This is a genomic window from Virgibacillus siamensis, assembly GCF_039522605.1.
In the GTDB taxonomy this organism is placed as follows: Bacteria; Bacillota; Bacilli; order Bacillales; family Amphibacillaceae; genus Lentibacillus; species Lentibacillus siamensis.
The window spans coordinates 16,097-29,865 of record NZ_BAAADS010000009.1 but is presented as its reverse complement, the minus strand read 5'-3'; the positions used below and the strand labels follow the sequence as shown (position 1 = coordinate 29,865).

Here is a 13,769-nt window from a genome sequence, read left to right as displayed (position 1 = left end):
AAAGGTTGATACTTGGGTTATATAAATCATTTTAGATTCAAAGACTCCCTTAGTTTACTGGTTGCCTGATTTAATCCTTGTTCGGATGGAATGAAATATATCGATCCACCTACACGCTGGTCGGATCCTCCTATTTCGGTGGTTTGAATTTTTGAAGAGTCAAGTGACGCGTATGTTCGCACCAGATTAAATATCTCCTTTGGCCTGAGACTGGTCTCAACATTTTTTCCAAGGATATCTGAAATCTCTCCCAGATTAAACAGGGTTTTTATAGATATAGCCTTGTCCACTGCAGCCTGAATAAACTGCCGCTGCCGTGCGTCCCTTGGGTAGACGGTATTGACATCTCGTTTGCGCATCCGTACAAAAGCAAGTGCCTCTTCCCCGTTTAATGTTGTTTTTCCTTCTTCAAAATAGATTCGTTTGTTATCGTTAAAAATATTTTTTTCCCAAAAGCCTTCCTTAATATCAATGGTAACCCCACCTAGGGCATCCACAATATTGCGGAACCCTTTGAAATTAACGGCAATATATTCGTCAATCGGTATGTTAAGCGTATCTTCAACCGCTTCAACGGTCAGCTTATTATTGCCATATCCACTGATGGAACCATATGTATAGGCAGCGTTGATTTTGTGATATCCGGCATATTGACCAACTGCTTCCGCCGGTAGATTCACCCGAGTATCACGGGGAACGGATGTCATCGTCATCTCGTTGGTCTCAGGATTAAGTGTGACAACAACCAATGTATCGGCGCGGCCGTTTTGGCCATGCGTTGCGTACGTTTCAACGCCCATCAGTAATAGGGAGATCGGATCTTCGCCGATGGTGGCCGATTTATTCCGCAATGCTGATTTTTCACCAGGACGGTCCAGTCCATGATATGCCTCTTCCGCAGCCTGGTAACCTTGAAATGCGGCATAAATTACGATCACTGTAAGAAGTAATAATAGTAAAAGAATAATAAGCAAAACGGGTTTCTTCCACGATTTACGTTTATGTCTCGTGCTGTTTGACCTGGTTTCTACCATCCAATCGCCCCCTATTGAAGTTTGATCAATTCTTTATGTTTATAAAGTGCAGATTCCGGAAAAATTTTAATGTGAAAGAGTAAAACAAATTGGTTTTATCATTACTGTGTAAACTATTATAGACGAAAAAAACTGCGATAACAATAATTGTACCGGGTTATTTCAATGTTATAACGTTGATTGTAATGGTCAAAAATTAAATAAAAAAATTTGACCAAACCACTTGAAAGTCAAAAAAGGTCAGAGTATAATAAGAATCAAAGGTCAAAGATAGTCAAAGTCAGACCTTGATAATTTAAAATTTTTTACCAGGAGGAATGACACATGAAATGTCAAAATTGTGGTATTCAGCCAGCAACAATAAATGTAGCTATGCAAATAAACAATGAAACCATGCAAATGCACGTATGTAATAAATGTTTTCGCGAAATTCAAGGTCAGATGATGAATGGCGGATTTAATGCCGGCCAAGGTCAGCAAGGCGGCTTTGCCGATAAATTTTTCCAGGGAAATGGTCAAAGTTTCACAGGTACGAAGACACAACAGAACACCGGTAAAGGCAATGGTCTGCTTGACGAAATGGGTAAAAACGTAACGCATGCAGCGCGGGCAGGATTGATTGACCCTGTAATCGGCCGGGACAATGAAGTGAAACGTGTTGTTGAAACATTGAATCGCCGCAATAAAAACAACCCGGTTCTGATTGGTGAACCTGGTGTCGGTAAAACTGCAATAGCGGAAGGGCTGGCACTTAAAATCACTGAAGGCGATGTTCCATCCAAGCTGATGAATAAGGAAATTTATCTGCTTGATGTTGCATCACTTGTTGCGAATACAGGTGTTCGCGGTCAATTTGAAGAGCGTATGAAACAGCTTGTTCAGGAACTGCAGGAACGTCAAGATGTCATCCTGTTCGTGGATGAAATACATCTCTTAGTTGGAGCAGGCACTGCAGAAGGCTCGCAAATGGATGCAGGAAACATTTTAAAACCTGCATTGGCACGCGGGGAAATGCAGTTAATTGGTGCAACAACGTTGAAGGAATATCGTAAAATCGAGAAGGACGCAGCATTGGAACGCCGCTTCCAGCCAATAATCGTCAAAGAGCCTTCCGTGGATGATGCAGTACAGATTTTAAACGGCATCAAAGACCGTTACGAAAAATTCCATGAGGTGCGTTATTCCGACGAGGCGATTCATGCATTCGTGACATTGTCACAGCGCTATATACAGGATCGTTTTCTGCCGGACAAAGCAATTGATCTGATGGATGAAGTCGGTTCACGATTGAATCTTGCCAATGCGGAGAAGGATTCCAATTCCCTCCAACAAAAAATGGATGATGTCGTGCAGGAAAAAGAACAAGCGGCTGAACAGGAAGATTATGAACGTGCAGCACATTTGCGATATCAGGAAATTCAGTTGCAAAAACAACTAGACAAAGCGAAAGATGAAGAACAGGTAATTGATGTCGATGTCACTGATATTCAGCTGATTGTTGAAGAGAAAACAGGTATTCCAGTAACCAAACTGGCAAGAGATGAACAGGAAAAAATGCGGGACCTTGCCGAAAACCTTGGCACAAAAGTAATCGGACAGGCCGAGGCGGTTAATAAAGTGGCCAAAGCAGTTCGCCGCAGCCGTGCCGGATTAAAATCAAAATATCGTCCGATCGGGTCATTCCTGTTTATAGGTCCAACAGGTGTCGGTAAAACGGAACTGACCAAAGCACTGGCTGAAGAGTTGTTTGGTTCACGTGACAGTCTGACCCGACTTGACATGAGTGAGTATATGGAAAAACACGCGGTGTCCAAAATTATCGGATCACCTCCAGGCTATGTAGGCCACGAGGAAGCAGGACAACTAACGGAACGTGTACGCCGAAACCCTTATTCCATCCTGTTGCTTGATGAGATTGAAAAAGCACATCCGGATGTACAAAATATGTTCCTGCAAATCATGGAGGATGGCCAACTGACTGATTCACACGGCCGTACCGTAAGCTTTAAAGATACCGTGATTATCATGACAAGTAACGCGGGAACCGGTGTGAAAGAAGTAAATGTCGGATTCAATAGTGCCGAACACGAATCTGTCTCAACACTTGAAAACCTGAGCGCATACTTCAAGCCTGAATTTCTGAACCGTTTTGACAGCATCATTACCTTCAATGAACTAACAGAAGATAATCTGATGGAAATTGTTGACTTGATGCTGCAAGAATTAGAAGGAACGATTGAAGAAAATAATATTAACATTACCATTTCAGATGAAGCAAAACACGAACTGGTCCGTCTTGGCTATGATCGCCGCTTTGGTGCACGTCCACTGCGTCGTGTCATCCAGGACAAAATTGAGGATCAGCTCACAGATCTGATTTTGGAAGAGGAAACTGTTGATTCCGTACAGGTTAATGTTGATAACGGTGAAATTGTTGTTGCTAAAAGTGAATAACATGTTGGAAAAAAACCCGCTGATGCACTGCATCAGCGGGTTTTTTAGTTTAAATACGATCCTTCAGAATAAAATACGATCCTTCAGAATAATGCGTTTGCTTAACCAAACCGGATAGTAAACCTTACATCTGGAAAAACTATATTGTCACATTATCAAAAAGGGTGGTACGTATGCACCGGTTTATGCTGAAATTTTTCTCAGGGACTATCATGATATTTTTCATAATGACTGGCCAGGCCGGCTACATACAGGCTGAGCAGCAGCCAAAAATGGATGTGCATTTCATCGATGTTGGACAGGGTGACAGCATTTTGGTTCAAACCCCTTCCGGCAAAAACATATTAATTGATGGCGGGCCACCGGATGCGGGCAAAAAAGTTGTTTCTTATCTTGAAAAATTGGATGTTAATCAGATTGATCTCCTTGTGGCAACACATCCGGATATTGACCATATCGGAGGACTTCCGTATATCCTGAAGTCAGTAGAGGTGAAACAATTACTGGATTCGGGAAAAATGTATACAACAAAAACTTACGCGAGATATATCAGTCAGATTTTGTTTTACAAAATACCGGTGACAATCGCTAAGGAAAATGAACTTATTTCGATTGATCCCCACGTGAACGTGAGAGTATTGAACGCGCACAGTGGAAGCGAAAATAATAATGAATCGTCCATTGTATTGCAAATCAGTTTTAAGCAAATCGATTTTCTGCTGATGGCTGATGTAAAAAAGGAGCAGGAAGAAGAACTTCTTAAAAAATATAATCTTGATTCGGAAATTATTAAAATTGCACACCACGGATCCAGCACGAGTACGTCGCTCGATTTTTTAAAAGAGGTAAGTCCAAGGCTTGCGATAATCAGCTATGGTCGAACAAATGATTACGGACACCCGGTTGACCGGGTTATAAATAACCTAATTAAAGTCAATGCTGGCATTTATTCAACAGCAGTGTTTGGTGATATGACCATTAGTACGGATGGTGAAGGTTATCTGCTTATGACAGAAAAAACACCTGTCAGTATCCTGGAAACGGGGTAATATTTTTACAAAAGTAAACAATTATGATATCATTAAAATATCAATATGAAATCCAATTTGGGGAAGGTGTGTTGCTCAAATGCGTGAAAAAGATGCATGGGTGATGAATGGTTTTGCCGGCATTCTGGCAATCATTGTTTTGCTCGCAGTAACCGTGTTCAGCTTTTTTCAGGAATATTTTGTGCTTGGTGCTGTCTGTCTGGTGCTTGCTGTTACATTGGGAAGCGGAGTCACCCTAATCCAGCCCAATCAGTCAGTGGTTGTTATTTTTCTCGGAAAGTATATGGGAAGTATCCGGAAAGAGGGAATTGTCATTACGGTTCCATTTTCCATCCGCAGAACCATTTCACTCCGGGTACGCAACTTTAACAGTAAGCGTTTGAAGGTTAATGATGTGAACGGAAACCCGGTCGAAATTGCTGCTGTAATCGTGTTTCGGGTGGTTGATTCTGCCAAAGCTGTGTTTGATGTTGACCGGTATGAAAATTTCGTGGAAATCCAGAGTGAAACCGCCATACGGGCAGTGGCAACGAAATACCCGTATGACACATTTACGGATAATGAACTGACATTGCGGGGAAATGCTGAGGAAGTGTCCGGTCATCTGGCAAAAGATCTGCAGGATCGGCTGACGGTTGCCGGAGTGGAAATCATCGAAACAAGACTGACACACCTTGCATATTCCACCGAAATTGCCCAGGCGATGCTCCAACGTCAGCAGGCAAGCGCGATTATTGCAGCCCGTAAACAGATTGTGGAAGGTGCTGTCGGCATGGTTCAGGATGCAATTGAACAACTTGAGCAGGACGGAATAGTAGATTTGGACGAAGAACGCCGTGTAGCGATGATCAACAATCTGCTCGTTTCGATTGTCTCCGATCATGGCACACAACCAGTCGTAAATACCGGAACACTTTACCAATAGAAGGGGTTATATGGCCAAAAAGAAAAATTTCCCGCTGCGAATAGACCCAAAGCTATATGATATATTACAGTCCTGGGCCAAGGACGAGTTCCGCAGTGTCAATAGTCATGTGGAATTTCTCCTGCGTGAATCGGCTAAAAAAGCTGGACGCCTGCCCAAATCACAGGATAAAAAAATAGGCGAAGATTGATTAATGATGCTCTGCACTGTCGGAAAGTGCAGAGTTTTTTCTGTTCAAGATCATAAAAATTTTCAAAAAATTACTTGACAAATGGATTGTTTGGTTATATGGTTAGTTACATAAGTAATTAACCGAATAACTAAGGAGCCTTTTTATGAAGAATAAATTGGATGAGAACAGGCCGATATTTCAGCAAATTAAAGAACAACTGGAAGACTCTATTATCAATGGATCGGTGGAGCCGGGGGAGCGGGTGCCGTCGACCAATGAATTTGCTAAATTTTATCAGATAAATCCGGCGACTGCTGCGAAAGGAATTAATGAGCTTGTGGCAGAAGGGATATTAGTTAAACGGAGGGGTGTAGGGATGTTTGTTACGGAAAATGCCAAAGCGTTGGTAACCGGAAAACGAAAAGAAACATTTTATGAAAATTTCATGCTGCCTTTAAAAAGTGAAGCAATCAAATTGAACATCAGTAATGAAGAATTGCTGGAGATGGTAAAGAGGGAGGGTAATTAAATGAAGATTGAAGTGAAGAACCTGTCGAAGCGGTACAAAGACACGAATGCACTTGATCATGTCTCGTTTACGCTGGCGGAACCGAAAATATACGGGTTGCTTGGTCGTAACGGGGCAGGGAAGACAACGTTTATGGATATTTTATCCGGTCATATATTGGCATCTGGGGGAGAGATTCTGATTGATGGGGAAAATCCTTTTGACAATCAGCGCCTGACTGAGTCGATTTGTTTAATTAAAGAAGGAAACAATTTTAAACGTGATTTAAAAATAAAAAATGTACTGCGCATCTTTGCTTATTTTTATCCAACGTGGGATCAGCAGCTTGCCGATGAATTGATTCGGGAATACAACCTCAATCCCAATGCCAAAGTAAAAGCACTATCCAAAGGCATGGAGTCAGCACTTGGTATTATCGTTGGTATGGCAAGCAAAGCACCGATTACCATTTTTGATGAACCATACATTGGGCTTGATGCTGCTGCAAGAAAAAAATTTTATGACATCCTGTTGGAAGAATTTGAGGCCGAAAAGCGGATGATTATTTTTTCTACACATCTAATTGATGAAGTCAGTTTGATGTTTGAAGAAATTTTGATTTTGCAAAATGGGAAGCTGGTCATGAAAGAGGAAGCGGAAGTATTGCGAAACAGCACGTGTGCCGTCTCCGGGACTGCTGATGAAGTGGAGGCATTTATTTCTGACAAAGATGTGATTGAGAAAAAGCAAATTGCCGGTATGATGACTGCTTATGTACACGCTGATATGAAGCAGGCCCAATCAGCCGGGTTGACGGCAGAAGGAATCCCGATTCAGGAATTAATGATCCATTTAACTGAAAAAAAGGGGGCTTAAACAATGGGAAACCAAATTAAAGGATTACTTTATTTCTTTGTTACGGACATTCGCCACTCGCTTACTGTATTCTGGACGATTTTGTTAAGTATTTTAGTTGTGGCATTTGCATTTGCTATTTTTCTAACCAGTGTTGAGGATGGATTTATGTATTTTATGTTAACGGCCCCAATCTATGTTTATTGTGCGATTCTGGGATTTCTAACCGTAAAGGAATCGGTGCCTTTCTCGATCAAAATGGGGGCTACTCGTAAAAATTTATTTATCAGTCTGGGAATTTTCTTTTTTGTACTCTCACTCACCATGTCTGTTGCGGCAAGTGTCTTGCAGGAAATAGTAAATGGCATTGCGGAAGCGACAGGGATTGATACATTTACCTTTATGCATCTTGCCTACTTTTTGGAAAATACGTGGTATACCAGGATTGTTATTGATACATCCGTTTCGTTTTTCTTCCTGTCATTTATGTTTATTGTCGGTTTAATCTTCTATAAATATGGCTTTGCAGGCGGCGGCGGTTTTCTTGGAACCCTTGTGTTACTATTGCTTATCAGTATTGCGAAGGGCTGGATCATTGATTTCTTTATAGATTTGTTCGCCGATATTGATTTAACGTTTTTTTACCAAATGATTGGAATAGGGATCGTTCTTTACCTTATCTCGTTTGTGTTCTTAAGAAAGATTACGATTGTGAAGGTGAAATGAGGAAGAGGACTGGTTCGCCCAGTCCTCTTTTATATCGGCTGCTTCGTTCTAAAGGTGAAAACAGAAGCCACCAGCAGTAATATGACAATGATGACTGTTACAACAGATGCGCCGGTTAATTCGGATGGGATACTGCCTGATACGATCATTTGGTGAATGTAACCGGAAATATTGTTCGGGCTCCATTCGAGCAGATGGGCGAATATTGTGGTGACTGCCTTCATCAGCAAAATGGATGCGATGGTCAGGAATGCCACTAATCCGGGTGTTTTGACCAAGGTGTTATAAAATATCGACAACGATACTACAAGGGTCATCCACAATCCGTAAAAGAAAATAATTTTTAAAAGCATCCCGAATGACAATTCACCGAACAGCACATTGACGTAATACCAGCTTGCCAGTATTCCCAGGGATGTTGCTGCCAGTGTCAACAGCAGTATGGACACCCATTTTGCTGTAATGTAGTTCACATAGGAAACCGGTTTTACCAAAATGAGTTCGGAAACTCCACTTTTACGTTCGCCGGAAATCGTCCCCATGGAAATTAAGACAATCACAAGTACACCGATGCTGCTGAGCTGTGACAAGCTCATCATAATAATATCACTCGGCATAAATTCGGGCAGCTGAATCTCGGGGGTCCCCCCAGGCATTCCTCCAACTGCATCAATAATTTGTGGCAGGTAGTAACTGGAAACAGGGTCCAAACTTGCAATTAAAATCATGATGAGCGGTACCCAGATCCATTTTACATTACGGATATTTTCAATCAGTTCTTTTTGTAAAATTGTCAGCCATTGCATCAATTATTCACCGCCTTCATGAACAAATCTTCCAGCGAAGTACGCTTAATGGAGTAGGATGTTAACGGCCAGTCTTCACGCGCAGCACTGGTAAGGATTTCTTTTCGTGCCTGTTGTATATTCTCCGCCGTAACAAATAGCATGTTTTTGTTTAGGTAGCATGTTCCAATGGACGGCAGTTTTTCCAGGGTTTTTTGATATGTCACCGGATCATCCTGAAATGCCAGCTCAATTTCCGATGTCTGGTATTTTTGTCGCAAATCATCCATTGAACCGGATTCAACAATTTTACCGTCATGGAGCAACAACAGTTCATCACTTACTTCATCAGCATCACTCAAAATATGCGTTGAAAATAATATGGTCATTTCCTGCTTTAATGTTTCGAGCAGGCTTAATACATCCCGACGGCCGATAGGGTCGAGCGATGCTACCGGTTCATCCAGCATTAAAATTTTCGGATGATGAATAATGGCCTGGGCAATGCCAAGACGTTGTTTCATACCGCCAGAATATTTGCCAATCCGTTTATTGACAGCATCCTCCAATCCAACCAGCTTTAGTAATTCATTGGTCCGTTTGGTTGCTTCTTCTTTTGACAGGAATGCAAGGCGTCCGACATATATAAGAAATTCCTTGCCAGTCATCCACGTGTGAAAAATCGGGTATTGTGGCAGGTAACCGATCAATCTGCGTATATCATCATGCTGCCCCATCCCTTCAAATGAAACCTTACCACTGGTCGGTTTAATCAATCCCGACAACATGCGTAATGTCGTTGTTTTACCAGCACCGTTCGGGCCAATTAGTGCAACACATTTTCCCGGGTCAAATTGAATATTAATATGGTCTACTGCAAGTTTATCATCATATCTTTTGGTCAGTTCATTTACGGTAAGCAAGGACATTTATTGTTGTCTCCTTCCAAATATGAAATAAACGATTGGTCCGATAATATTGATAAAGAGAATAATAAGAATCCACATCCACTTTGGTCCATTTGTTCTGTCAATACGAATAAGATCAATTAATGCAACAATAAACAGGATCAGCTGAATAACAATTATCGGGGCAATGACCGCCCAGTTGATGTCCGATAAAAGAGCAACTTTATCCATCGATTTCACTCCTTTCTTCTAGTCTATATACGAACGTAACAACAAAAAGGTTCTATTGAAAAGAAAAATAATTCATCAACACATTTGTCCACAGATAAAAATTGCGGTTCATAAGCTATCACCTGATTTGTCCACACAATTCACAGGATAAACCGATTTTATGCACAGGCAACCTGTTCATAAGTTGAGTTGCTGTGGAAATGTGTTTGGCGGTTATGCACAATCGGTGAATAATTTGTGGATAAGAATTGTTGAAAAAAATGGTTACATGGAAAAAACGGGCATATCATACGCAAAAACGCGAATATAGAAGGCATTACCGCGAATATCCTGCCTCGATTAGCGAATATACCGTATGAAAACACGAATATATTACAGAGAACCATAAAAAAGAAACCACCTTAATGGCGGTTTCCTTTTTGGGAAAGTTGATTATACACTTGGTCTGCCCGTTTGAATTCCTTTTGATAGTGGACTTCCTGGGTTTTGGATAAAATTTTTTCCCGGTGATTTTTCGTTTTTTTATTCATATGGAATCCCTCACTTTACCATTAGGATTGTCCGCCGGAATTTATTTTATACCCCTTTCCAGCTGCATCAGTGCTGCCTTCAAATCCGGGAATAAAAATTGGAAATTGTACTCGAGTGCCTTCCCTGGAAGAACATACTGCCCTTTTGTTATCAGCTTTCCCATATCGCCGAGGACAGTATGGATAAGTGAGGCAGGTGCCGGCAGCCAGTATGGACGTTTAAGAATGCCAGCCAATTCTTTGGTAAATTCTTTATTGCGCCGTGGTTCCGGTGCTGTAAAATTGACGGGACCGGAAATGTGGTCATTAAAAAGGCAAAATAACATGAGTTGTACAACATCTTCTATATGGATCCAGGATAACCATTGCTCACCATTGCCAATTTTACCGCCAGCATACATTTTAACTGGCATACGCATTAATGGGTATGCACCATCTTCACCTAAAATGACGCCAAAGCGGGAATAAACAGTCCGAATTCCCATTGTTTCAGCCTGACTTGCGGTTTTCTCCCATTCCGTTACTACCCCGGCCAAAAAGTCATCACCGTGTTTAGCCGTTTGCTCGGTAAACATTAAATCCTTTGACATTCCATAATAGCCTACAGCTGATCCGCTGATGAAAATATCCGGTTTTTTCTCCAGCTGTTTCATCAGGTCAATCAAAAATTGTGTCGTTTCCATACGACTTTTATAAATTGCATCCTTTTTCTGTTTGGACCAGTAGCCAAACAGGGAATCACCTGCCAGGTTAATGACACCATGTATTGTCGGAAGCTTGCTAATCGGGTGGTCATACGCTATGTATGTAGTACGGTCTTTGTCAATATGATAGTCAGGGAAACGGGTCAAAATAAATACATGATGGTCTTTTGCAGTTAAAGTGCTTGTAAGGTGCTGCCCAACAAATCCGGTGCCGCCTGTAATCAGTATATTCAACATTTCTCACTCCTTAAAATACAGCATTTATTATAATCTATTATACAGTAATATTTATCCGTTTCGTGGTGTAAAGGGATTTTTTCATGATAAAATAAAGCAAAAAGGGGAGGGGAAATGCAATGGCGAAAATTACCCGGATCACGACGCAGCAAAAACGCAGTGATCGTTATAATATCTTTTTGGATGATGGTCAAGGTGAAAAATACGGCTTTAGTGTGGATGAATCGATTTTAATTGAGTACAGGCTGCGAAAAAATCTTGAACTCGATGATATCATGGTTTCCACACTTGTCCGGAAAGATACACTGCATAAATCATATACCCTTGCTATCCATTTTTTAAGCTACCGGATGCGAACAGAAAAAGAAATCTATGATTATCTTGTCAAAAAAGAAATTGATGCTGAGCATATTAAGCAAATAATGGATAAGCTGATTAACGAAAAATTGGTCGATGATAAACAGTTTGCGGAAGCATTTGTCCGCACCCGAATTGAGACGACAAGCAAAGGTCCGCAGCTGGTAAAAAAAGAACTTCTTGAAAAAGGTGTCACACCGGGAACTGCGGAAGAAGCTATTAATCTGTATACGTACGCCATTCAATATGAACGGGCTGAAAAATGGGTCGGCAAAAAATTAAACGGCAGCAAAAATAAATCGTTCAAACAGCAAGTGCAGCAATTACAGGGAACATTGATGCAAAAAGGTTTTACGCAGGATGTGATTCAGGATGTCTTGGCTGATGTGGATGAAAGGAAGGATGATGCTGCTGAGTGGGATGCACTGGTCAAGCAGGGTGAGAAGCTTTTGCGCAAGCACCGGCAAAAAACGTCCGGTTATGAACTGCGTAATAAAATAAAAGAAGGACTTTACCGGAAAGGATTTTCCATCGATCAAATCAAGCAGTTTTTGGATGAATATGATACTAATAATGAATGATAACCAGTGATGTGCTAAAATAGACATGTATTGAATTTGAATAAAATGCCTTATGGTGCCTTTGGTAACAAGGCTGAAAGGGAAGCTGGTGAAAATCCAGCGCGGTCCCGCCACTGTATTGCTGAGACATCTCTATCGACTGACTGTATTTTTCGGAAACATCCAGTCAGCTTTAATCCACTGTTCAAAAGGAACGGGAAGGAAATAGAGAACCGTCAATGATGCTGAGCCAGGAGACCTGCCATAAGGAAGAACATTTTTTCCTACGGGAGATAGGAGGGTGTTGCGCGAACTTACATTGGATTAGTACTCCGGTGCAAATAGATTGTGCTCACAGCCTTCATAGAGGGCTTTTTTTATTGGCAGATAATTATAAAATATAACTGCAACTAAGACCGTCACCTAAAGGCTTGGTGACAGCCAAGTTTTCTAAGATTGGAGGTTTTAAAAATGGAAAAGGTACCAATCAGCAGTACGAAAACAATACAGACAAGACTTGTGCTACCGCCGGATACTAACCATCTGGATACGATTTTTGGCGGGAAAGTTCTTGCATATATTGATGAAATTGCCGCACTGACAACGATGCGGCATGCCAAAAGTGCCGTTGTTACCGCATCGATTGATTCAGTGGACTTTCTTTCGTCGGCAAAGGTGGGGGACTCTCTGACATTAGAGGCTTATGTAACATATACCGGGAGTAGTTCGATGGAAGTGTATGTAAAAGTGACAGCAAACGATTTGATTCATCACACCGAACAACTGACAACAGAGTCTTTCTTAACGATGGTTGCCGTGGATGATGCCGGAAAACCAATACCGGTTCCTGGGGTATATCCGGTCTCGGAGGAAGAAAAGCAGTGGTATGAATCAGCGCCTGTTCGTAAAGAAAATCGAAAACGCCGTGTTGTGGCGCAATAACTTTTACCCTTGATCACGAAATTGGTATAGAAATGCACTTTTTTAAAATGAATCCAACACATATTTCGTACCAATTCGAAAATGGTACGGGAATTCCGCTCATAAAACCTGTTAGATTGGATATTATAAAAATAGGAGAGTGGATTCGTTGGATACGCAAACAGTTTTTGAGAAAAATTCGATGCTTTTTAGATTTGCACACCAGGAAAAATTTCAAATTTGGCTTGACCATATTTTGTTTACCTGGAGATGGTGGTTGGGAATAGTAATTATTCTTATTTGTTTATGGGGCTGCTATCAGCTGACAAGGAATGAGAGCGGAAACCGATTGCTTTTCGCTGGCTTTTTCACTGCGCTTGTCGCAACATGTCTCGATTTAATAGGAGTTTTTTTTGGTTTATGGGATTACAGATATGAAGTATTCCCTTCAATCAACACTTACCTCCCCTGGGATTTACTGGTTGTTCCTACTTTGGTAATGGCTTTATTACGGATTAAACCGTACGCCAATCCCTTCGTAAAGGCACTGGTGCTGGGGGCGTTTACTTCCTTTATCGGGCTGCCATTATTGGATTGGATGGGACTGTATGAACCGCTGCATTGGAATTATATTTACTCGTTTCCCATTCAAGTTGTTCTTTATTTGCTTGCGGACTTTGTGAGTAGAAGGGGAAAATTTGCTCCGTTAAGAGACTAACCCGCGTTAGAAAAAATGGCAACTAACCATTCACACATGGTCAGTTGCCATTTTATTAATGAGAATCAATGATGTATACCAGATATTGATTCTTC

General features: G+C 41.2%; 16 protein-coding genes and 1 riboswitch. Of the genes, 10 read left to right on the top strand and 6 right to left on the bottom strand.

Going from position 1 to position 13,769, the window contains the following annotated elements:
* Nucleotides 1–26: 26 nt before the first annotated feature.
* Nucleotides 27–1,034, bottom strand: coding sequence for an LCP family protein (locus ABD010_RS06415; RefSeq protein ID WP_343811339.1), 1,008 nt, complete (start codon nt 1,032–1,034; stop codon nt 27–29).
* Between the two features lie 324 nt (nt 1,035–1,358).
* Here ABD010_RS06415 and ABD010_RS06410 point away from each other — a divergent pair, with 324 nt between their 5' ends.
* The 7 genes from ABD010_RS06410 (at nt 1,359) to ABD010_RS06380 (ending at nt 7,723) form a co-directional block, all read left to right on the top strand.
* Nucleotides 1,359–3,488: an ATP-dependent Clp protease ATP-binding subunit gene (locus tag ABD010_RS06410; protein WP_343811337.1), complete on the top strand. Its 2,130-nt coding sequence runs from the start codon at nt 1,359–1,361 to the stop codon at nt 3,486–3,488.
* Between the two features lie 212 nt (nt 3,489–3,700).
* On the top strand, nt 3,701–4,537 hold the full coding sequence (locus ABD010_RS06405) for a ComEC/Rec2 family competence protein (protein WP_343811335.1): 837 nt from the start codon (nt 3,701–3,703) through the stop codon (nt 4,535–4,537).
* 79 nt (nt 4,538–4,616) lie between these two features.
* Nucleotides 4,617–5,462 (top strand): SPFH domain-containing protein, encoded by an 846-nt coding sequence (locus tag ABD010_RS06400; RefSeq protein WP_343811332.1) that lies wholly within the window; start codon nt 4,617–4,619, stop codon nt 5,460–5,462.
* A gap of 10 nt (nt 5,463–5,472) precedes the next feature.
* Entirely contained in the window at nt 5,473–5,652 is a 180-nt protein-coding gene (locus ABD010_RS06395) for a type II toxin-antitoxin system antitoxin (RefSeq protein WP_343811330.1), read from the top strand.
* A 145-nt stretch (nt 5,653–5,797) separates the two neighbouring features.
* On the top strand, nt 5,798–6,163 hold the full coding sequence (locus ABD010_RS06390; RefSeq protein WP_343811328.1) for a GntR family transcriptional regulator: 366 nt from the start codon (nt 5,798–5,800) through the stop codon (nt 6,161–6,163).
* Nucleotides 6,164–7,018 (top strand): ABC transporter ATP-binding protein, encoded by an 855-nt coding sequence (locus ABD010_RS06385; protein ID WP_343811326.1) that lies wholly within the window; start codon nt 6,164–6,166, stop codon nt 7,016–7,018.
* A gap of 3 nt (nt 7,019–7,021) precedes the next feature.
* The gene (locus ABD010_RS06380) at nt 7,022–7,723 is read left to right on the top strand and encodes a hypothetical protein (protein WP_343811324.1); all 702 of its coding nucleotides are present in this window, start codon (nt 7,022–7,024) and stop codon (nt 7,721–7,723) included.
* A 29-nt stretch (nt 7,724–7,752) separates the two neighbouring features.
* Here the strand turns inward: ABD010_RS06380 and ABD010_RS06375 are convergent, their stop codons facing one another.
* From ABD010_RS06375 to ABD010_RS06355, 5 genes are all read right to left on the bottom strand, one after another.
* Entirely contained in the window at nt 7,753–8,529 is a 777-nt protein-coding gene (locus ABD010_RS06375; RefSeq protein ID WP_343811638.1) for an ABC transporter permease, read from the bottom strand.
* Nucleotides 8,529–9,437, bottom strand: coding sequence for an ABC transporter ATP-binding protein (locus tag ABD010_RS06370; protein ID WP_343811322.1), 909 nt, complete (start codon nt 9,435–9,437; stop codon nt 8,529–8,531). Before ABD010_RS06370 ends, ABD010_RS06375 begins: the two co-directional genes overlap by 1 nt.
* The gene (locus tag ABD010_RS06365) at nt 9,438–9,647 is read right to left on the bottom strand and encodes a PLD nuclease N-terminal domain-containing protein (RefSeq protein ID WP_343811320.1); all 210 of its coding nucleotides are present in this window, start codon (nt 9,645–9,647) and stop codon (nt 9,438–9,440) included.
* 401 nt (nt 9,648–10,048) lie between these two features.
* Nucleotides 10,049–10,177: a YfhE family protein gene (locus tag ABD010_RS06360; protein WP_343811318.1), complete on the bottom strand. Its 129-nt coding sequence runs from the start codon at nt 10,175–10,177 to the stop codon at nt 10,049–10,051.
* Between the two features lie 41 nt (nt 10,178–10,218).
* Nucleotides 10,219–11,118, bottom strand: coding sequence for a TIGR01777 family oxidoreductase (locus tag ABD010_RS06355; protein WP_343811316.1), 900 nt, complete (start codon nt 11,116–11,118; stop codon nt 10,219–10,221).
* A gap of 119 nt (nt 11,119–11,237) precedes the next feature.
* On the opposite strand from ABD010_RS06355, the gene recX reads away from it, so the two are divergent.
* The 3 genes from recX to ABD010_RS06340 all read left to right on the top strand — a co-directional run bounded on the left by recX (nt 11,238) and on the right by ABD010_RS06340 (nt 13,674).
* Entirely contained in the window at nt 11,238–12,056 is an 819-nt protein-coding gene (gene recX, locus ABD010_RS06350; RefSeq protein WP_343811314.1) for a recombination regulator RecX, read from the top strand.
* 36 nt (nt 12,057–12,092) lie between these two features.
* A riboswitch (cobalamin riboswitch) is annotated at nt 12,093–12,316 on the top strand.
* A 190-nt stretch (nt 12,317–12,506) separates the two neighbouring features.
* Nucleotides 12,507–12,977, top strand: a complete 471-nt coding sequence (locus ABD010_RS06345; RefSeq protein WP_343811312.1) for an acyl-CoA thioesterase — start codon at nt 12,507–12,509, stop codon at nt 12,975–12,977.
* Nucleotides 12,978–13,125: 148 nt separating this feature from the next.
* Nucleotides 13,126–13,674, top strand: coding sequence for a CBO0543 family protein (locus tag ABD010_RS06340; RefSeq protein ID WP_343811311.1), 549 nt, complete (start codon nt 13,126–13,128; stop codon nt 13,672–13,674).
* Nucleotides 13,675–13,769 lie beyond the last annotated feature (95 nt).